Genomic DNA, 19556 nt, shown 5'->3' with positions numbered 1-19556 from the left:
TATGTTCCAAAAAGGGAGCGAACATTATGGATCAACATAACGTTTTCGATGTTACCATTATCGGCGGCGGTCCAGCAGGCCTTTATTCAGCTTTTTACAGTGGTCTTCGTGAAATGAAAACAAAAATTATTGAATTTCAACCGCAGTTAGGCGGAAAAATTCATGTATATCCAGAAAAGATGATTTGGGATGTTGGAGGACATACTCCACTTCCTGGTGCAAAACTTATTGAAAAACTCGTGGAACAAGGACTTACGTTTCATCCTGAAGTAGCACTAAATGAAAAAGTAGAATCTATCTCACGAGATGAGAATGGAATTTTTATTTTGCAAGGTTCTTCCGGTGAGCAGCATTTTTCTAAAACGGTTATCGTTGCGGTTGGAAGCGGTATCTTGAATCCTCAACGACTAGATATCGAAGGTGCTGAAAGGTTTGAAGTGTCAAACTTAAACTATACGGTTAAATCCCTTCAGCATTTTAAAGATAAGACTGTTGTTATATCAGGTGGCGGAAATACTGCAATCGATTGGGCGAATGAATTAGTTCCGATCGCTAAAAAAGTGTATCTAACTTATCGAAAAGGAAATCTAGCTGGACATGAAGCGCAAGTAACACAATTGATGAACAGCTGTGCTGATTGCATTTTTAACACATCGATCTCAAAATTATTTGCGTGTCCCAACCATGAAGTTATTGAACAGATCGAGTTAACGAATCACGAAACAGGTGAGATCTCTTACCTTCCTATAGATGAAGTCATCATTAACCATGGCTATGAACAAGATACATCTCTGTTAGGTAACAGAGGATTGAACATTGAACTAGCGGACAACTTTTATATCGCAGGAAATGCTAATAGTGAATCATCTATCCCAGGATTGTATGCAGCTGGGGATATCCTCAAACATGATGGAAAGCTAAATTTAATCTCTGGTGCTTTTCAAGACGCTGCAAATGCAGTAAATAAAGCAAAGCAGTTCATCCAGCCCGATGCACAAAAAGTTGCGATGGTATCCTCACATAATGAGGTGTTTAAAGAACGTAATCGCGAGCTCGTCAAGCAGATGGTGAGATAATAGATCATTCACATACAAAACACCTTTTTTAACCCGTAATGGTTCTAGTCGGGTGTTAGTATCTATCGTCCATTAAATTTTCAAAAAGCTCAGAGCAGCCTCTGAGCTTTATTTGTTCGTATTTTATTTTTTATTCTGTATTAATCCAAAACCTATACCTGTTGGATCATTAAGGTAAGCCAGATAAAACTCTTCAAATTCCATCTTTTCTCTTACAATAGTCGCTCCGTTAAGAACGGCATGCTCAATCGCATCATCAATAACTTCAACTTCGATTTGAATACGAGTTCCATGTGGAAAATCTTGTTGACCTTTTGCGATTCCACCATTAACATTCTTATCTTCACCTTCAGTAGTTGTAGCTGCCCAATACTCCCATTGAGGTTCTGCAATCTGCCACCCAAATACATTGCGATAGAAAGTTACCGCCTTTTCAGGTTCTTGACTGCTAAGTTCAAAACCTACAACTTTTCCGATATTCTTCTTCATAGCAAAGTCCTCCCTATTAAAACAGCTTTTGCAGCTCATTTATTCCTAAAAAGGCGAACATGAGAAGACACCCAATCAAGACGGCATTAGTTAACCACTTGTTGCGATACTCAACATCAACTTTTTTAGAGTTTAATAAGATAATGAGTGAGATTGCAAGAAACGGCATGAACAATGCACCTAGCACACCATATATTATTATCAGCTGAACAGGCTTTCCTAAAAAGAAGATCAGCATTGGAGGGAATGTCAGCCACGCTAAATAAGCACGATATGACTTATCTTTTTCCGTAACCGGCTTAACCGAATGTAAGTCTTCCTTGTTCGTCTTGATTGTTCTTAAGAAGTCCGCAAACAGATAAGGCACACCGTTCCAAACGCCAAGAAGTGAAGTAAAAGCAGCAGACCAGAACGCGATTAAGAATAACCAACGTAACGGTGTTCCGAATTCTTGACCTAACAGTTCTGCAAGATTAAGAAGACCTTGGTCTCCTTCTAACTTTACATCCGTTCCAAATAAGAACTTAGCTCCGATTACGAGTGCAGCCATAGTGAAGATTCCTGTAATTACATAGGCTGCTTTCGTATCGAGTCTCATAATGGGAACAAATTCTTTTCCTTTCCAATTCTTTTCTCTTAGCCAATATCCATAAGAAGCCATAGTAATCGTACCGCCTACTCCTCCAATCAATCCAAGAGCTAACATGAGCGATCCGTCTGGCATTTTGGGTACAAAACCACCCGCAAATTCACCAATTGAAGGCAAAAAGAGTAATGATGTACCAATAATTGTGATAAACATGACACCGATTAATACCGTCATGATTCTTTCAAAAAGCAAGTAACGGCCTGTCCAAACAAGTGCAAAACCTAATAGGGAATGAACGATTGCCCAAGCCCAGATCGGCATGATCGGAAGCATCGCATGCATACCTAGTCCACAAGTCATCGCTGCGGTGGCACCGTAAATGTAGCCCCAGATAACGGAGTAAACACCGAAATAGCCAGTCGCCCACTTCCCTAATGAATGCCAACCTTGTAGAATAGTTTGACCTGTCGCGAGATACCAGCGGCCAACTCCTTCGTTTAAGAAATACTTTAAAATAGAACCAATTACGATGGCCCATACAAAAGTCATTCCGAATGAGGTACCGATTACAATGGCAGTTACTAAATCTGCTGTACCTACACCAGTTGCTGCTACTACGAAACCCGGACCGATCATTTTTAACTTTTGACCCATCGTTTGAGGTGGTACTGGTTCACTAGCAGCAACAGTATTAAGTTCATTGTTTAATTTCACTTCATTGTTCAATTTCAGCTCCTCCTTCTCCCTTAAATAAAACGCTTTCAATAGAACATCTGCTAATTATGTCATATGTCTGAATATTTTATCAACTCCTTTTGTACCCATTCCTTCTTTAAAACAGCTCTTTAGAAAATGACTTCTTTCATACTTATAAGAAACTAAACAACGGTATAAAATTGTATTCACCAAGAAAAATGTATTGGAATAAAATATATGTAAGAAAACCTAACATCAATATGATATAATATATAACAATATTTAGAATTGTCTGGTTTTGCATTTCTTAGGATAGGAGGCTCAAAATGCCTGTTGATAAATCATCTTATAAAGATAAAAAGGTCATGTCTATCGGTATCATCAGTGAACTTACTGGTTTATCAGAGCGGAAGATCCGTTACTACGAAGAAAGAAAACTGATCTTTCCAGAAAGAACAGGTAAAGGCACGCGTAAATACTCATTTTCGGATGTGGAACGTCTTATGGAAATTGCTGATCAAATTGAAGATGGTGTACAAACATTTGAGATTAAAAAAGAACTTACGAAAAGACAGAAACGTGACGAACGTAATAAAATGATTCGCGGACAGATTAACGCTCAATTTAATATGAGAAATTAAAAACAGCTGGCTCCACATTTCATGGTGCCAGCTGTTTCATCTCGAGAGTCGTTCATATACCTCTCTCAAATTCTTAATTCCTAACTTTTGAACGCGTGCTACATAAACACTCCAAAGCTCAGCCGTCATCTTCGCATCTCCTAAGGCATGGTGTCGATCAATCACAGGCACGTTACAATGCTTACAGCAATCTTCTAAAGTAACAAGATTAACGTTTGGCTCAGCAATTTTTAGTAAAAATGAAGTATCTACTATTCGGTGTTTGAACTGACTTCGAAATAGCTTCCAATTATAATGTTGCAGAAACTTCTTTTCGTGACTTGCATGATGAGCCACGAGGACATGACCTCTTGCAAAATCATAAAAATCTACTAGCACTTTGGATAATTGAGGCGCATTCTCAAGTTCACTCTCTTCAATTCCTGTAAGCTCTTTGATCTCATGAGAAAGCTGACCCTTACAATGCGTGAGAGAATAAAAAGTTTCTTCACGCCTTACTTCTCCACCTTTTACTTTCACAGCACCGATTGATAGAATCTGGTTTCCTTGCTCAGGAAAAAAACCAGTAGTTTCTAGATCAAAAACCACTACATTCAAATCATTGAGGGGTACAGTTAAACTCTCTTCCATTTTCAACTCTTTTTCAAGCTGCCTTAAAAATGCGACATGTTGAGGACTAGATTGCCCTTGTAACGACGCATAAACACTTGAGTTAATTTTCCCCTGTACTTGCTTCATAAATTGAATAAGCGGATTCATCCTCATGTTTCTATCGTTCCTTTAATGACGGATTGAGTATATTCTTGGAGTTTTTGACCGTTTAATAGAATATGTTTCATCTCTTTTTTCTCGTCTTTACTGAGTTCTTTAATGTTTAAGTAGTGTATATCATCATAGTTTTCTGTATTTTTTTTATGATACTGCAGCCTGTAATGAAGCAATTTTTCAAATTCTTTAGCGCACCAACTAAGATTTTGTTTGTATTTAGACATGTTATTAAGCGCTTTTAGTCTTGAAAGAGTTGAAGTAGCTTCTAGACTTTCTTTCATTGCAAGCAAACGCACATTATTAACATACGGAAAGAAACCTGATTGCTTTAGCTCTATACTGCCTGCATGCGCGCCATGTGGTTCTGTTAAAAATTGATGAAAGAACCCGACCGCTTTTTTTACATGCTGTGTATTTTCTAACAAGCGTTCTAGAAAACGCGGATTCTTCTTAATGTAATCATGTACGATTTGTTTAAGTTTCTTGCAATATGCTTCTTCACCAATAAGCACTCGCGCATCGTAGAAGATCAGAAGAAATCGTATACTCTCAAAGCTCTCTTCAGTTAGCCACTTTGACAGCTGCTCTTCCCACTCTATTATTGATTTACTCCAAATAGGATTTGAGCTCATTACATTTCCATCACAATACGGATAACCAACTTCGTTTAACCCATTCGCTAATTCTTTTCCGAATGTAATAAAGTATCGATTCGTTTTTTCGTTTCTTTCCTCATAGATCAGACCATGATCTTGATCTGAGATGATCGCTTGTTCAAATCTACCTGCACTTCCCATTACAAACCACGTATAACGGCAAGGAACTGGACCAAACTCTGAGATATGCCTTTCAAGAGCTGCATCGAATACTTTCATCATCAGTTCATCATGAAAATCATTTAAAGCATGAGATGAATCTTGATGGTCGTTCCATTTATTATCACGCCATTTTTTTATCTGTGAATAAGGCATTTTTACACATCCTATGTGATAAAAGCATTGAGGAATAGACCCCAATGCTTTTATCCACTATTAATTTGCGATTCTATTCTTTTCTTCGTTCGCGATGAACGCCTCTGGATAACCGTAGTTTCCGTGTTCACTAACATCCAGACCGATAATTTCTTCTTCTTCAGAAACTCGAAGACCTTTCATGACTTTTTTCATAGCGTATAAAAGAACGAAGGAAACAACAAATGCGTATAACGCTGACACAGACACACCCATCGCTTGAACGCCAACCTGAGAAAATCCACCGCCGTAGAACAATCCGGGCTTCCCTACTGTAGCAAGTTCTGGCGTAGCGAATAACCCTGTAGATAACGTCCCCCATACTCCAGCTGCTCCGTGAACGCTCAACGCATAGATCGGATCATCTACTTTTAATCTATCGAAAAATTTAACAGAATAGAATACTAAGATTCCTGCAACAAATCCGATCAGAACTGCTGCCCATGTTTCAACGAATGCACAAGAAGCTGTGATCGCAACCAGACCTGCTAACGCACCGTTTAATATTGTCGGAATGTCCGATTTACCAAGGACCATCCATGAAATAATCAGTGCGGCAACCGCACCTGCCCCAGCAGCAAGATTTGTATTTAACGCAACAAATCCAAAGAATCCATCATCAACTACAAAGGTACTTCCTCCATTAAACCCAAACCATCCTACCCAAAGGACGATAACCCCTAAAGCCGTGTACACTTGGTTGTGACCGAAAATGTTATTAGATGTACCGTTCTTATTGAACTTTCCGATACGCGGTTTTAAGAGAATCGTCGCTGCAAAGGCTGCCATCGCACCTGTTAAGTGAACTACCGTAGACCCTGCAAAATCCTGCTTACCATGTTCTGCCAACCAACCTCCGCCCCAAATCCAGTGAGCTACAACCGGATAGACCACTACAGAGAAAAGAATAGCAAACACGAGATAGGCTGATAATTTCGCTCGTTCAGCAAATCCTCCAAACGCAATTGTTAACGAGATTCCTGCAAACGCGAGCTGAAACATGAAGAATGCCGCTGTCGAGTAGGCCATTCCCTCAGCTTGATCACCTGAATAGAAAAAATCAGACAACCCGATAAAAAAGTTTGAGTTACCTCCAAAGATAAATCCATATCCAACTGCCCAAAATACGATTGATGCTAAACCAAACGTAAAGACAGTCTTTCCGGCAATGTGGCCGGCATTTTTCATTCGAGTCGATCCCGCTTCAAGTAAGATAAACCCGCCTTGCATTAAAATGACAAGAAGTGCACCTAGCACAAGCCAAACACTGTTTAATGAAAACATGATATCTTCCATCTGAACGCCCCCTACTGAACTGTTTCTTTCATTCTATACAGTTCTGGCGCAGATTCTACACCCATGTAAGATTATCTAACATGGTTTTTGAAATGAACAATTAATAAAAGAAAAAGCAAACCCCACAATGTATAAAGGTTTGCTTCTCTCACTGTTAAACCACTTTAGATGATGTAGTGTGAGTGCTCGTTTGTACGTCATCACGTTCCGTTCTCTTTCCCCACCATGTTGCAAGCAATGGTCCTGATATGTTGTGCCACACACTAAAAATTGCGCTCGGCACTGCAGACAACGGCGAAAAGTGAGCCACTGCAAGCGCCGCACCTAGACCAGAATTCTGCATTCCGACTTCAATGGAAATGGCCTTTTGATCGGCAAAGTCCAACTTCAAACCTTTCGCGATCAGAAAACCGATTAAAAGTCCTAGCACATTGTGAAGAACCACAATGGATAAGATTAATAATCCTGTCTCAGCAATTTGTTTTGCGTTTGCTGCTACAACAGCTGATGCTACAGCTACGATTCCAACTACTGATACTAGTGGTAGTGCAGCCACGCTTTTTTCCACTTGTTTACGGAATAAGAGTTTTACAACTAGACCTAATACAATTGGTACGATTACAATTTGAACGATTGATAACAGCAAGCTGCCCGCAGATACTGAAAGCCATTTGCTCGCAAACAGCAGCGTTAGAGCTGGTGTTAAGATCGGTGCGAGCAGTGTTGCCACGGATGTCACCGCAACCGATAAAGCGGTGTTACCTTTTGCTAGGAAAGTCATCACGTTTGATGCCGTTCCACCAGGACAGCAACCTACTAAAATCACCCCTACTGCTACTTCTGCTGGTAATTTAAATGCCGTTGCTAGTCCAAACGCAAGAAGCGGCATGATCGTATACTGTGCTGCCACACCAATAAAAACACTCTTTGGAGCTTGAAACACTGCTTTAAAATCATTCAGCGAAAGGGTTAACCCCATCCCGAACATGATAATTCCTAATAAAAGAGGAATATAGGGAGCGATCCATGTGAAGCCTTCTGGAATCAAAAATGCTGCAATGGCAAAAAGTATCACCCAAATCGCAAAGGTGTTGCCCGCTGTCTTACTTACTTTCTCTAAAAATCTCATGGTTGTCACTCTCCTTTTTAAGAGAGTATAAACGAGTTATCTGAAATTTCAATGGTTATTGCTTAAAAATTTAGAATTATGTGATTATATGTGTTTTTTATGTGATGAGGTCTTACTTTTATGTGATGAGGTCTTACTTTTATGTGATCGACTCCATTTTTTATGTGATTCCTTCAAAAATTTATGTGATTATCAATTTTCAGGCTCATCCAACTGAACAAAGCCAGGCGGATACTTCCACCTGACTTTGTTTTACAGAGATATTTTTTGTACGAGCTGCCGCTTTTTACTCATTAATAGTCGTAACTCTTCATCAACCGCTCTGTACTCATCCGTCCCCGTTTTACAAAAACTTATTTTCCCAAGCATTTCTGTAATCTTGTTTTCTACTAAAACTAATTCTTCAGCTAGATGCTGAGCACCTTCATTTGTAGAACGTTTACTTTGTTCTTCGTATTCACCAAGGCCCATCTCTATCCTCTTGATCTGCTGATTCTCAATAACTAGCAGTTTATCACACAGCTTTTCAACGAAAAATCGGTCATGTGAGACGATGATAAGTGTGCCAGAAAACTGTGACAATGTTTCCTCTAACTGCTCCCGGCTCGGCAGATCGAGATGATTCGTCGGTTCATCCAAAACGAGCACATCATATTCCTGCAGAATCATTAGCACCAGTTTTATCCGCGTTCGCTCACCCAAACTTAAGTGCCGGATTGGCTTCGAAAGTTTGCGGTCCTCAATTCCCATGTTGGCAAAGATCGTCCTTGCCTGCGTCACTTGATGCCTCTCCTCTAGATCAAAGTATTCATAAACCGTTTTTTCTTCGGGCAGGTCGTTCACATCTTGAGATAGATAGGCAATTTTCATCGATTCACTTTTCCAAATTTCCCCCTCTGTTACAGACTCCTCCCCAAGTAACATCTTAATAAATGTTGTCTTACCAGATCCGTTTGGTCCTTGTAATGCTATTTTTTCTCCATGTTTGATATAAAAGTGGCTTTCTTTAAAAAGGGTTCGATCTCCGAATTGTTTTGTTAGACCCCGGGTTTCAATAAGTCTTTTTCCCCTCTTTCCTGCACAATCAAATTGAAAGAAAACGTCACTTTCTTCAATGGGTTTGTCGATCCCTGTTTTCGAGAGTTCTAGATTCAAACGCTTCAATTTAGACTTGATCTGATTATCTTTTTTCTTCGCTTTCATCCTTTCATATTCTTTGAGCCCCATCTGTCTGTTCTCGGCTGCCGTTCCTCCCTTACCTGCTTCTCGGTGAGCTTTATCAGACCACGTTTTTAACGTGTTCACTTGCTGTTCGATCATGTGTATTTTTCTTTGTTGCTTCTCATAATCTCTTTGTTGTTGCTCAAAACGGCGTTGTTTCTCTTTTCTATACGCCGAATAGTTTCCTTCGTAAATGGTAAGAACACCGTCTTCTAGTTCAAATATCTTCTCTACTGATTGATCAAGAAAATGTCGGTCATGGGATATGATAATGGCTGCACCTCTATAGTTCTGAACCTCTTCAGTAAGCCAATTTATCCCTTGAAGATCTAAATGATTTGTCGGTTCATCTAAAATCAAGAACTCAGGATGATTCGCCCATATCTTAGCGATGGATACCTTAAGTCGCTCTCCACCACTTAAATGATGTAATTCTTCATTTGTGAGCAGATGTTTCTGAAGTCCTAACTTCTTGCTAGTAGCCATTAATTCTTCACCTGTTTTAAGCAACTCCTGGTCAACATCTAACACATAATCTGTTGATTGTGGCAGATATCCCATGTTCAGATTTGCCGGCCACGTCGTAATCGATCCATCATCGTGGATGATACATTTCATAAGGATGTTAACGAGTGTTGTCTTTCCACTACCGTTCCATCCTACTAGTCCAATTTTTTCACCTTGCCTAATATCAAATGAGATATCTTTTAAAATTTCTTTATCACCAAATTTTTTTTGCAATCGTTTAACTTGTAATACTGTCGTCATGCAGTTCACCTCTTTCATGGTCGTTAAGGAGGCCACAAAAAAACCTCCCTGGATGCCCAGAGAGGTTGGTCGGTTCGCACAATATGGTAAAGACACGTATCCAAATAAACACAAGAACAAAAAAGTCCTTTGTGTGAAAATCATAAGGATATATGGTACGTGTATACGCAAAATGGGCAGACTTATCCTATTCTCCAGGTCTCACTAGTTTAGAGTTAGCCTAAGAAAATAAGAGTTTTCCACATCAGCGTAGTACCGTTCCTTTCCAAAATGACTTCAACTTACAATTGTTAGTATATGGACGTATATTAAAAATGTCAATGCTTCCTTTAATGCAAGTCAATTTAAGAAAGGAAGAAGCTGTTCATGTTCTCTGCCTCTTCCCATTTTAATGGTTACTTAATGAAAAATGTCTTCGTGTTGTACTTCTTATTGTTTCCTGGTTCGTATCGATTCTCTACGTTTTTGCTCGCATCGACTGAGAACCAGTTTAACGTTGTCGTCTTTTCAAACATTAATGTTTCCGGCCCTTCACGTGTACCGCTCAACTGCAATTTCTGAGAATCAAACGTTGGCCGGCTGCCATCTAACGTGTAATAGATCGTAGCGGGCTCACTCGTTTTGAAGCTTACTTTAACTTTATCTTCGTGTCTTCCGCCGTTTGGTGTGATACTTGATTTTGGCGCCTTTTTATCTTTAGAATATTGATACGCCACATCAATAAGTCCTAATAATCCATTTGAAAACTCCATGGCTTCCTCATGCCCTTCTTCAAATGGTGGCTGAAAACCAACCAGTTCCCAACGTTTTGTTTCTTTGTTCCAAAGATCAGCACCTACTTCAAAGTTCCAAGCGTAGATTCCTTTTTCATACCAGAGGTGATCTGCTGAGTTTCCTGCGGCAGAATAAAGAACGTCTGGGATCGGACCTGTTCGACTCGGTAGAATTACCGTTCCACGATGCTTTTTGATCTCTTTTAAAATATGATCAGATGCTTGCCAATAATAAGCTTCTTCACCAGCAGACGGACGAGGCAATGTTTCACGTTCTGGCGTATACGCACCTGGTGACCACATGAAATAACCACCATAGCTATGAATGTTCATAGCAAATCTAATGTTTGGATTCTCATCCGTTAACCAAACAAGATTTCGGCTTTCTGGTTCAGAATGCTCGCTAGGTCCCGCATATGTGCCACTTAAACAATTCGTTGTTGATGCTCCAACATAACCATCAAATGCAGAACCCACATCATGGTTACGATTCAAATCAACGCCCCAAGAATTGCGATAACCATTATCAGACTGATGAGGTGAGCAATGGTTCGTCATGTTTTTACGTTGTGAATTAAAGTCATAGAAACTATAGTGCCCTCCATCAGGATTCATGGACGGAATAATAAAGATATCAAGATTATCAACAAGTTTCTTTGTCTCTTTATCATGCGAATAATTTCGTAATAGTCGTTCAGCGGTTTCAACGGAAACTAGCGGTGTTACCCATTCACGGGCATGTTCTTGTGAGTAACCGAGTACACCAGGCTCAGTACCATCTCGGTGCTTTCCGATCCGAATCGCTTTAACAGTAAAAGGATCACGCGATACGGTGGCAGGTGCTTTTAAGTTATCCGAAAGGTTAGATATAGCAGGTTCAACAATTCCGTTACCTGTATTTCCACGGTAAGTCGTAGCAGAGACAAGATCACTAGCTTCTGCATTCAGAAGATCTACAACTTCTTTTGCGGTACTTTTCGCGTTACCTGCAGCATCTGTTGCTAACGTAACGATGATTTTGTTTCCGCTTGTTCCAACAGAAAGAGGAGCACCTGCAGCAGATGCCTTTTTCAATTCAATGCTGATTGCATTTCCGCCTTCATGTCCCCAGTCTCTAGACGTCACAACAACCGCTGTGTTCTGCAACGTTCCTAGAGTCGCTTGAGCTTGTCTACGATATCCGTTCGTCTTGTTCGGCATCTCCACAATTTCAGCAAGCTCTGGGTATTCTTTTACTAAGTTCTCAATTCTCGCGTTAATTTCAGTTGGATCCATATAATGGTCAACAAAGTTTTTTACATAATGTTTTCCAGGCTTGTCCGGCTTTCCTTCACCTAGCCATTCGGTTACTTTAGATGTGGCTGATCCTCCTAATGAGCTTTCAATTGTTATGTCTTTCGGTATCGCTGTTACTGGCAGCATAAAGGAATGATAGAGGTACTCTCCAGCATCCTGAATCTGTTGCAGTGTTGTGGTTTTCTCTTCTCCATTTTCTGTCCATTTAGCAGTAAGGATTGTGCTCGAAACAGCACCAGATGTGGATTTTGCTTCAACATAAAGGAATGTGTCCGATTGATTCGTGAAGTGGTTTGCTCTCAGGATCGTTACTGTTTCTTCAGCAGCTGTTAGCTTTTGTTCTTGCTTAACTGCCATTCTTCTTTCTGAGGCACGCTGGTTGAGTTGGTTTTCAGTAATGAGAGTTTCTTTTACGTTAATTCCATAGAGCTTCAGCATCGCAACTTCAGATGGTGTTACGACCGCATCTACTTCAATTTGTCCATTATGAACGTGCATCCTGTGTGTCAGATCGATACCAAATTCTTCAATCTTCCTCATCGCTTCTTTTGTGTTTGGAACAGCAAGCTGAACGAGAGAGACTGACTCTGCTGGCTGAATTTTGAGAGATGAAGCTTCAGCAACCGGTGGCGCTATACCTGAATCCATTGTTGAAAAAGTAATCCCTGCAACTGTTGATAATACAAGTGCAGAAGATAGCCATCTCTTATTTCTTTTCATAACAAGCACACCTCCTATGTATGTATAAGGTAAGTGTAACTTTATTATCAGAAAATTCAATCATACTTAAGGATGTACAAAGAGAGTGAAAAAGCCCATCATTATAACTACAAAATTTGTAAAAATAATTAATAAAAGGTAAATTTAGTAATTTGGGAGTGGGTAGAAGATCTTATCTTGATACGTTTATCAAGTTTTAAAGGCTATTTTTCATTTCAAACTCTTCTTTCAAGACAGCGTACATCTTTAGATCTCGATGCTCTCCTTTTGTAAACATCGCTTTTCTTAACGTACCCTCATATTTCATCCATAGCTTTTTCATAACCCCTTCAGATCCACCGTTCTCTATAAAACATCTTGCCTGAATTCGTACTAAATTCATGTTTTTAAAACCGTAATTCAGAAGCTCCTTACCTGCTTCAGTCGTAATGCCCTGACCCCAATAGTTCTTCGCGATCACATAACCGATCTCAGCAGTTTTATGATTGATCTGCCATGAGACAAAGTCGATCGTACCAATCAGTTGGTTGGTTTCTTTTAAAACAATTCCCCAAGGGGCTAAATCAGCACTTTCATATCTCCTTAACACGAAACCGATAAATTCCATCGTATCCTCTATTGTTTTGTGAGCATCCCAAGTAACATAGCGTGAAACCTCTGCATCCGATCCATACTGAAACATATCTTGTGCATCCCCTACTGTTATTTTCCTTAAAAGAAGACGCTCTGGTTCTAATGTTGGTAAGTTCGTAAAAATATCTTTGATTTCCAAGATAAACTCCTCCTAACTTTATTGTATACTTAATTCAAAAAAGGAAAAATATGGACTTTCGTCGAATTTTGGAATAAGGGGGAAATAAAATGAATAAAATAAAGCCTTTTGTTATTCCACTTCTATTCTTCTTGGTTATTTTTATTTCGTTCACTTTAGAAAATTTAAAGACCGAACAAAAACTACCTATTGAAGGTTGGAGCCGTTCACTGCCATTACAAACAGAGAAGATTGGTGAAGTTAAGCCCGTATTTCAAGAACAAAACGGAATGCAGCGTGTATATGTTCCGAAAGAAAATGAAGTTTTGAGTTTTCAAGTTACTGAAAAATTAGAATTGAAAAATAAACAAACCGTTCCTCTTTCTATTCCAAGTCCCCAAGACTTCTGGGTACAAGGTGATCAGTACGTATTCGTAAGGGACAAGAAGCTCATTCACTATGACGGGAAGAATGAAAACGTTCTTGATCAAGACGTTAGAGGTATGGATTCTAATCCAAACAACATCATTTATTTTAAAGAAAACGAAATTTTGGCAGTAGATAAGAGTTCATGGAGTGTTCAATCTTTAAAGAAAGTGCCTGAACAAATTTATTCAGTTGTTCTAAACGACAAATCTGATTCGTTTATTAGTGTTAGAAAATCTTCTAAGGAAACGACTAAACAAGTTAAGGTTACTTTTCACCAACCTGATAATCAGTTTGACTCTGGATTTAAGGAATACATAATTTTAAATATAGATGAACAGATTCATGAAAATCATTTTGGCTTTTACTTTATTGAGAATGGAAATGATGTGACGGTTTATTATTCTCTGTTTAATAATAATTCTGGAGGTAAGTCATATAAGATCTATCAAGGGACCAACCAATTGAATGCAGATACTGATTGGGATTTTTCTATCATGACATTCATAGACAATAAAGGAACGAAGCTTGAAAATCCAAAATTTATTCAATATGGCGTTGATGAGAATGGTCAAGCAAAAGTACTGTTTACTACTCGTGCATTAAAGTCTAACGAAAAAGAAGCTGTTAATGTATATGAAGCAAGAGCAGAAGGAGATGTTTGGAAAACGGAGCTGCGCAGTACAACAAACTATCAGTCCCTTCACCCTTACTGGATTGGTGAAGATTCTGTTATGTGGTTAAACTTAGTGGGTTACAAAGAGTACACGTTTAGCGGAGCTTCAAAGAATCCTAATGTTATTGAAAAGAGTCTTAAAATAACAAAGATAGATATTAAGGAAGCTGTTTCTGCAACGGTATTATCTCTTTTTCAAGGATTAATCTTTGCTATGAGTTCGGTGTATTGGATCACTCCTGCAGTCCTTTTTGCATTAATCATCTACATAGTAAAGATTAAATGGATGGAAGATGAAGATAAGCGCATTTTGTACACCATCTTAGCCCTGTTTCTCGGTGTTCAATTCATCTTTATTCAAAAGTTGTTTAATACGCATTATTACATGTATGCTCCCGATTTCTTGGCGTTTGCAGGGAGTTCCATTGTTATTCCTGTGGTAGTGGCACTACTTAGTGGTGCCGCAGTCTGGTATGGAAGAAAACAAGATTGGGGCAAATTAACGGCTATTTGTTATTTTGCTGTATTAAATACTTTCTTTTTATCGCTTGTTGTTGGGCCGTATATGTTTTAAAGGATGGAAATAAGAAAAATAAGGAAATAAGACTATTTATTGATTATAATGAAGATAGCTTTTGGCATATATATTTTTATCCATATTAAAGAAAATGAAGGAGGTTTACATATGCAACGTCATAGAAGAAGAAACACACCTGCTTTTACCGTTTTAGCTTATTTCACCTTCATCGCTGGAGTGTCCATGTTTTGTATCGGACTCTACAATGCAGACAATTTGCAACTGAACGAAAAAGGTTATTACATCGCCGTAATGATATTGGTAGCCGTTGGTGCGATTCTGACCCAAAAGGTTACTCGTGATAACGCGGAGGATGACGAACTAATTGCTGAGCAAGAGCGAAAGTATACGAAAGCAGAATAGGACCACAAAAAAAGGAAGGCACATTTAATGCGCCTTCCTTTCATCATTATTTTACTTGTTCTCCAGCGTACACTTTTACATCCGTTGGAGCAGCCATAAAGCTTGCTGCTTTTTGACCGAAAGCCACAAAGTGCTCACTTGTGTTATGATTTTGAACCGCTTCTTGGTTCTCCCAAACTTCTACCATCATATACGTTGCTTCTTTTTCTGTATCTTTTTTAAGATCGTATTGAATGTTACCTCTTTCAGCACGCGAAGCCTCTACTAATGTTTTTACCTCGGCTAAGAATGCTTCTTCTTTTTCTTTTTGTACCGTTAAACCTGCGTGAATAATAATCATCTTATCTATTCTCCTTTCTTATCTCCACTCTGTTGTTTCGTCTACTGATAGACGAACAGATTGATATCCAGCATCTGCTGCTTTACCGATTGAAAGCAACATAACAGGGAAATATCGTTCTTTATCTAAACCAAACGCTTCAGCGATCTCAGCTTTTTCATATCCACCGATCGGATTCGTGTCGTATCCATGTGCACGAGCAACAAGCATTAATTGCATGGAAACAAGTCCTGCATCGATCAAGTTCATATCTTTAAATTGCTCTGGAGTCATTTGTTCTAAAAGTCCACGAATAGCTGGCACTTGCTGATTTCTAACTTCTTGTGGCATATGCCCTTCGTCTACGGCTTTGTCGTAGATTTTTTCAAGGTAATCCAAGCTGTTGTTATCTGCAAATACAGCAATTACAGCAGATGATGTTTCTACTTGACGTTGGTTAAACTTAGCTAGAGGTGCTAACGTTTCTTTTCCTTCAGGTGTATCAATTACGACAAAGCGCCAAGGCTGTAAGTTAACAGAAGATGGTGCAAGAGAAGCCTCTGTTAAGATTTCTTTCATCTCTTCTCTAGAGATTTTTACTGATGGGTCGTAGTTGCGAATGGATCGACGTCCAGTGATAATTTCGTTGAAGTTGTTGATTTTAGTTTGTTGCATCATACATTCTCCTTTATGTGTAATAGTCTTAGTTGTGCTTGATTGTGATTACTCAAAATGTTCAATATTGTGCTGAATACGTGTTAACATCTCAAGCAAAGTTTTTCTTTCTTCAGCAGAAAAATCATGTAATACACCAGAAATGAAACGTTCCTTCTCTTCCCGGTAATGAATGATTTTCAAACGACCTTCCTCTGATAGAGAAACATACGTAAATCGTTGATCTTTAGGATCTTTCCTGCGGATCACCATTCCTTTATCTTCGAGTTGTTTCAGATGCCTAGTTACGGCAGCATGATCAATATTCACTTTCTTTTGAAGAGCTCTTTGACTGATCTCTTCCACTTCATATAATTCATGCAAAAGCTCTAAGCGAGTCTGACTGATCCCTGTACAGCTTTCAAACTTAGGAACCGTTCTGCGATGTATCTCATACAATCGGTTAATAATCTTCTCATCATCTATATATGAGTTGGACAAAAGCATCCCCCTCCTTCGGATAATTGATAGCTCAATAATTGATACGTCAACTAATATAAAATACTTTGTTTCAAATGTCAAACAGAAGAGTTTCTTATGTAAAAAATAAAGAGGCTATCTGCGATGAACAGATAGCCAAGCCATGATATTAAATTTAATTAGCGCTTTCCGCCAAGAGCTTGAGCAACTAAACGTTTTGTGATTTCTCCACCTACAGATCCGTTAGCACGAGAAGTTGAATCTGGTCCAAGGTTTACACCGAACTCAGAAGCGATTTCATACTTCATTTGGTCGATAGCTTGTTGTGCACCTGGTACTACTAATTGGTTTTGGTTAGCCATGTTATTTTCACCTCCTTGTTGAATTAAGATTATAATCCCACAATGAATCGTTCTTATGCGCGACAGAAAAAGGTAGTATTTGTTAATAAAAAAATAGGACGATTATTTGAGTATCGTCCTGTGTGAAACAAGTGGCAAACCTGTTCTTTGTATAGTTTTAGATTTTCCTTAAAATGAGTAATTATTCCATTTATCTTATAAAATTTTACAGGTATGAATTTGGAATACAACAATTAAAGATGTGAAACACTATTTGCAAAATATTCATCTTTTATCACACTCATTCGTAACCGATCAACAAACATGCCGCCACGTAAACGGTCTTGTCTTAGAATGCCTTCTTCTACATAACCTGCGTTTTTATAGGAGGAGATGGCTTTATTATTATCGATCTCGACTCTAAGCCAGATTTTATTAAGCGAGAGTTCATTAAAACCATACTTTAGCATCTCATGCATAGCGGCAATACCATAGCCTTTGCCCCAATAACCTTTATCACCAATGGCTATGCCTAATTCGGCATGTTGATTCAATCGATCAATATTTTTCAGATCGACCCATCCAATATGTTCGCCTGTTTCACTAAGTATTGCTTTTTGCTCATAACCGTTGTTCTTAGCGATACACTGCCTTATCCAATTCCTTGTTTCTTCCATACTAAATGGTGGATATTTGTCAGGCATGTTTAGGTGCTTTGTCACTTCTACGTCTAAACACCATGCATAACGGTCTTCAGCATCCTCTATAACGAGATCCCTAAGTTGAACTTTTGGAAGTACCTTTTGCATGTTTTCACCTATTTTCTTTGTTTTTTCTTTTGAAAAGATTGAATGGACTTTGTATAACCTAACTTTTCAAAGAATTGTTCTTTTCCAGGCTGAGCACCTATAAAGAGGGATGTTGGACTTTGTTTCCAAGCTATTTCCATTAGATGTTTGCCTATCTTCCTGCCTTGATAGTCTGGCCTAACAAGAATTTCAGTGATGGTTCCAAAGAAATAGCCATCAGTGAGAATTCGAATACAGCCAACGAGTTTCTCATGATCCCATGCTGTGATGTTCAATGTTTTTTGTATAGCTTCTTTTGTAAACTGTTCATGGTACTCACCTGGCCATACAGCATTCACTAACGAGAGGAATTTTGTAACGCACAAATCCTTGTCTAAAACATATGTGATTCGTTTTTCTCCATCTTTGTACTTCATGGAACACACTCCTTAAAAGGATCTAACGGGTGAAATGAGATGAAGATAACTTGATGTTTGATGTGTAGATTCAATTACGATTGGTCTCATCGAGCTGTTAAATTTTATGTTGATCTCTTCGTCCATAATCGTATGTAAGGCTTCCTTCAAAAAGTGACCATCGATTGAAATCTTAAGATCATCGTCACCTGCTAGGTCCTTAATTTCTTGTAATTCTTCAATGTGACCCATTTCCGAAGAGCCTGAAGAGATGCACAGTTTACGATTTTTAATACTTAACGTAATATTGTTGTTTTTCCATTCACTAGCAAACAAACAGGCGCGATCAATTCCTTTTAAAAGAATCTCTCTATCTAGAGTCAATACTGTTTTTTGTTCATTCGGAATGAGTTTGGACGTATTAGGATACTGCCCGGAAATTAATCTAGAATACAGTGAAATCTCATCTGTTTCAAAAAGGATGTAACCGTCTGCTGAGTACATTTTTACGATACCTGAATAATCACTGATTTGTTTTACAAGTTCATTCAGGCTGGAGCTTGGAACAATAAACGAGGTCTCATTCGATACGTGAACTTCGTTTATTCTAGAAGCTAAACGTTGTGAATTAGTGGCAACTGCCGTTAGCTTATTGTTTGAGAACGTAAAATGAACACCAGTAAGTACTGGCCTCGTTTCATTTTTAGCTGTTGCAAAAACTGTTTGTTTGATAATCTCTTTTAATTCGTTTGCATCCATACCTATTAAGTTTGTTTGATCAATCTCAGGTAACTGTGGATATTCGTCCGCTCTAAACCCATTCAGCTGAGTGAAGATGTCCCCCGATCTAACCTTTAACACTTGAGTATTGCTTACTTCGATATGAACGTCTTCAGGTAGCTTGCGAATGAGCTCTGTAAAATATCGCTCTGAAACGACTGCACTTCCTGCTTGATCAATGCTGATATTTCGGGACGTTATGTCTCTAGAAATAAAACGTTTAATGATAATATCCGAGTTTGTGCCTATGAGCGTTATCCCCTCATCCTCTGCTACCACTTTTATGCCGGAAAGAATGGGAACAAGTGATTTTTGAGAAACAGCTCTTCCCACATCAGAAAGAGCTTTACTGAATAATTTTTGGTCAATCGAAAACTTCATATTTGATGTATCCTTCCTCGTTTATTCGCTTGGATTTTCATTAATATTCAGATTATTATTTTAACACAAAATTCCATTTTCTTAGATTCAAAAAACCCTTTCTGCTCATTGAGCAAAAAGGGCCACACACCA

At 38.7% G+C, this 19556-nt stretch carries 20 protein-coding genes; 4 read left to right on the top strand and 16 right to left on the bottom strand.

What is annotated here, in order from left to right; genetic code table 11:
- Positions 1-26 precede the first annotated feature (26 nt).
- A complete protein-coding gene (locus IHV09_RS02595) occupies positions 27-1076 on the top strand; it encodes an NAD(P)/FAD-dependent oxidoreductase (protein WP_197190586.1) in 1050 nt (349 codons plus the stop codon).
- Positions 1077-1199: 123 nt separating this feature from the next.
- Here the strand turns inward: IHV09_RS02595 and IHV09_RS02590 are convergent, their stop codons facing one another.
- Together IHV09_RS02590 and IHV09_RS02585 are read right to left on the bottom strand one after the other, a co-directional pair.
- Positions 1200-1553 carry a VOC family protein gene (locus tag IHV09_RS02590; protein WP_197264122.1) on the bottom strand — a complete coding sequence of 118 codons (354 nt, stop codon included), beginning with the start codon at positions 1551-1553 and terminating at the stop codon, positions 1200-1202.
- Positions 1554-1581: 28 nt separating this feature from the next.
- Positions 1582-2880 (bottom strand): Nramp family divalent metal transporter, encoded by a 1299-nt coding sequence (locus IHV09_RS02585; RefSeq protein ID WP_370568783.1) that lies wholly within the window; start codon positions 2878-2880, stop codon positions 1582-1584.
- Positions 2881-3176: 296 nt separating this feature from the next.
- Between IHV09_RS02585 and IHV09_RS02580 the strand changes: the two genes are divergently transcribed.
- Positions 3177-3491, top strand: coding sequence for a MerR family transcriptional regulator (locus tag IHV09_RS02580; RefSeq protein ID WP_197127192.1), 315 nt, complete (start codon positions 3177-3179; stop codon positions 3489-3491).
- Positions 3492-3527: 36 nt separating this feature from the next.
- Here the strand turns inward: IHV09_RS02580 and IHV09_RS02575 are convergent, their stop codons facing one another.
- The 7 genes from IHV09_RS02575 to IHV09_RS02545 form a co-directional block, all read right to left on the bottom strand.
- Positions 3528-4256, bottom strand: a complete 729-nt coding sequence (locus tag IHV09_RS02575) for an exonuclease domain-containing protein (RefSeq protein ID WP_197190587.1) — start codon at positions 4254-4256, stop codon at positions 3528-3530.
- Positions 4253-5230 (bottom strand): DUF294 nucleotidyltransferase-like domain-containing protein, encoded by a 978-nt coding sequence (locus IHV09_RS02570; protein ID WP_197190588.1) that lies wholly within the window; start codon positions 5228-5230, stop codon positions 4253-4255. Before IHV09_RS02570 ends, IHV09_RS02575 begins: the two co-directional genes overlap by 4 nt.
- Before the next feature lie 60 nt (positions 5231-5290).
- Positions 5291-6565 carry an ammonium transporter gene (locus tag IHV09_RS02565; protein WP_197190589.1) on the bottom strand — a complete coding sequence of 425 codons (1275 nt, stop codon included), beginning with the start codon at positions 6563-6565 and terminating at the stop codon, positions 5291-5293.
- A gap of 154 nt (positions 6566-6719) precedes the next feature.
- The gene (locus IHV09_RS02560; RefSeq protein ID WP_197190590.1) at positions 6720-7694 is read right to left on the bottom strand and encodes a bile acid:sodium symporter family protein; all 975 of its coding nucleotides are present in this window, start codon (positions 7692-7694) and stop codon (positions 6720-6722) included.
- Positions 7695-7946: 252 nt separating this feature from the next.
- On the bottom strand, positions 7947-9683 hold the full coding sequence (abc-f, locus tag IHV09_RS02555; protein ID WP_197263542.1) for a ribosomal protection-like ABC-F family protein: 1737 nt from the start codon (positions 9681-9683) through the stop codon (positions 7947-7949).
- Positions 9684-10078: 395 nt separating this feature from the next.
- Positions 10079-12472: a M14 family metallopeptidase gene (locus IHV09_RS02550; protein ID WP_197263541.1), complete on the bottom strand. Its 2394-nt coding sequence runs from the start codon at positions 12470-12472 to the stop codon at positions 10079-10081.
- 196 nt (positions 12473-12668) lie between these two features.
- Complete coding sequence (locus IHV09_RS02545; protein ID WP_197263540.1) at positions 12669-13244, bottom strand: GNAT family N-acetyltransferase; 576 nt, start codon at positions 13242-13244, stop codon at positions 12669-12671.
- An 89-nt stretch (positions 13245-13333) separates the two neighbouring features.
- On the opposite strand from IHV09_RS02545, the gene IHV09_RS02540 reads away from it, so the two are divergent.
- Complete coding sequence (locus tag IHV09_RS02540) at positions 13334-14899, top strand: hypothetical protein (protein WP_197263539.1); 1566 nt, start codon at positions 13334-13336, stop codon at positions 14897-14899.
- Between the two features lie 111 nt (positions 14900-15010).
- Positions 15011-15265, top strand: coding sequence for a YiaA/YiaB family inner membrane protein (locus IHV09_RS02535; RefSeq protein ID WP_066392185.1), 255 nt, complete (start codon positions 15011-15013; stop codon positions 15263-15265).
- A gap of 46 nt (positions 15266-15311) precedes the next feature.
- Here the strand turns inward: IHV09_RS02535 and IHV09_RS02530 are convergent, their stop codons facing one another.
- The 7 genes from IHV09_RS02530 to dnaN form a co-directional block, all read right to left on the bottom strand.
- The gene (locus IHV09_RS02530; RefSeq protein ID WP_197127183.1) at positions 15312-15605 is read right to left on the bottom strand and encodes a putative quinol monooxygenase; all 294 of its coding nucleotides are present in this window, start codon (positions 15603-15605) and stop codon (positions 15312-15314) included.
- Positions 15606-15623: 18 nt separating this feature from the next.
- Entirely contained in the window at positions 15624-16262 is a 639-nt protein-coding gene (locus IHV09_RS02525) for a nitroreductase family protein (protein WP_370568784.1), read from the bottom strand.
- A gap of 45 nt (positions 16263-16307) precedes the next feature.
- Positions 16308-16745, bottom strand: coding sequence for a MarR family winged helix-turn-helix transcriptional regulator (locus tag IHV09_RS02520; protein WP_370568785.1), 438 nt, complete (start codon positions 16743-16745; stop codon positions 16308-16310).
- A gap of 152 nt (positions 16746-16897) precedes the next feature.
- The gene (locus tag IHV09_RS02515) at positions 16898-17080 is read right to left on the bottom strand and encodes an alpha/beta-type small acid-soluble spore protein (protein ID WP_191752941.1); all 183 of its coding nucleotides are present in this window, start codon (positions 17078-17080) and stop codon (positions 16898-16900) included.
- A gap of 233 nt (positions 17081-17313) precedes the next feature.
- Entirely contained in the window at positions 17314-17868 is a 555-nt protein-coding gene (locus tag IHV09_RS02510) for a GNAT family N-acetyltransferase (protein WP_197190595.1), read from the bottom strand.
- Between the two features lie 8 nt (positions 17869-17876).
- The gene (locus IHV09_RS02505) at positions 17877-18284 is read right to left on the bottom strand and encodes a GNAT family N-acetyltransferase (protein ID WP_197190596.1); all 408 of its coding nucleotides are present in this window, start codon (positions 18282-18284) and stop codon (positions 17877-17879) included.
- A gap of 12 nt (positions 18285-18296) precedes the next feature.
- Positions 18297-19424, bottom strand: a complete 1128-nt coding sequence (gene dnaN / locus IHV09_RS02500) for a DNA polymerase III subunit beta (RefSeq protein ID WP_197263538.1) — start codon at positions 19422-19424, stop codon at positions 18297-18299.
- Between the last annotated feature and the right edge of the window lie 132 nt (positions 19425-19556).

Source organism: Fictibacillus sp. 23RED33 (genome assembly GCF_015903925.1).
In the GTDB taxonomy this organism is placed as follows: Bacteria; Bacillota; Bacilli; order Bacillales; family Fictibacillaceae; genus Fictibacillus; species Fictibacillus phosphorivorans.
This window is presented reverse-complemented; position numbering and strand designations above follow the sequence as displayed.

Coding starts and splice junctions, on each gene's coding strand:
- IHV09_RS02595 (WP_197190586.1), top strand. CDS start 27: ATGGATCAACATAACGTTTTCGATGTTACCATTATCGGCGGCGGTCCA.
- IHV09_RS02580 (WP_197127192.1), top strand. CDS start 3,177: ATGCCTGTTGATAAATCATCTTATAAAGATAAAAAGGTCATGTCTATC.
- IHV09_RS02575 (WP_197190587.1), bottom strand. CDS start 4,256: ATGAGGATGAATCCGCTTATTCAATTTATGAAGCAAGTACAGGGGAAA.
- IHV09_RS02570 (WP_197190588.1), bottom strand. CDS start 5,230: ATGCCTTATTCACAGATAAAAAAATGGCGTGATAATAAATGGAACGAC.
- IHV09_RS02565 (WP_197190589.1), bottom strand. CDS start 6,565: ATGGAAGATATCATGTTTTCATTAAACAGTGTTTGGCTTGTGCTAGGT.
- IHV09_RS02560 (WP_197190590.1), bottom strand. CDS start 7,694: ATGAGATTTTTAGAGAAAGTAAGTAAGACAGCGGGCAACACCTTTGCG.
- abc-f (WP_197263542.1), bottom strand. CDS start 9,683: ATGACGACAGTATTACAAGTTAAACGATTGCAAAAAAAATTTGGTGAT.
- IHV09_RS02550 (WP_197263541.1), bottom strand. CDS start 12,472: ATGAAAAGAAATAAGAGATGGCTATCTTCTGCACTTGTATTATCAACA.
- IHV09_RS02540 (WP_197263539.1), top strand. CDS start 13,334: ATGAATAAAATAAAGCCTTTTGTTATTCCACTTCTATTCTTCTTGGTT.
- IHV09_RS02535 (WP_066392185.1), top strand. CDS start 15,011: ATGCAACGTCATAGAAGAAGAAACACACCTGCTTTTACCGTTTTAGCT.
- IHV09_RS02530 (WP_197127183.1), bottom strand. CDS start 15,605: ATGATTATTATTCACGCAGGTTTAACGGTACAAAAAGAAAAAGAAGAA.
- IHV09_RS02525 (WP_370568784.1), bottom strand. CDS start 16,262: ATGATGCAACAAACTAAAATCAACAACTTCAACGAAATTATCACTGGA.
- IHV09_RS02520 (WP_370568785.1), bottom strand. CDS start 16,745: ATGCTTTTGTCCAACTCATATATAGATGATGAGAAGATTATTAACCGA.
- IHV09_RS02515 (WP_191752941.1), bottom strand. CDS start 17,080: ATGGCTAACCAAAACCAATTAGTAGTACCAGGTGCACAACAAGCTATC.
- IHV09_RS02510 (WP_197190595.1), bottom strand. CDS start 17,868: ATGCAAAAGGTACTTCCAAAAGTTCAACTTAGGGATCTCGTTATAGAG.
- IHV09_RS02505 (WP_197190596.1), bottom strand. CDS start 18,284: ATGAAGTACAAAGATGGAGAAAAACGAATCACATATGTTTTAGACAAG.
- dnaN (WP_197263538.1), bottom strand. CDS start 19,424: ATGAAGTTTTCGATTGACCAAAAATTATTCAGTAAAGCTCTTTCTGAT.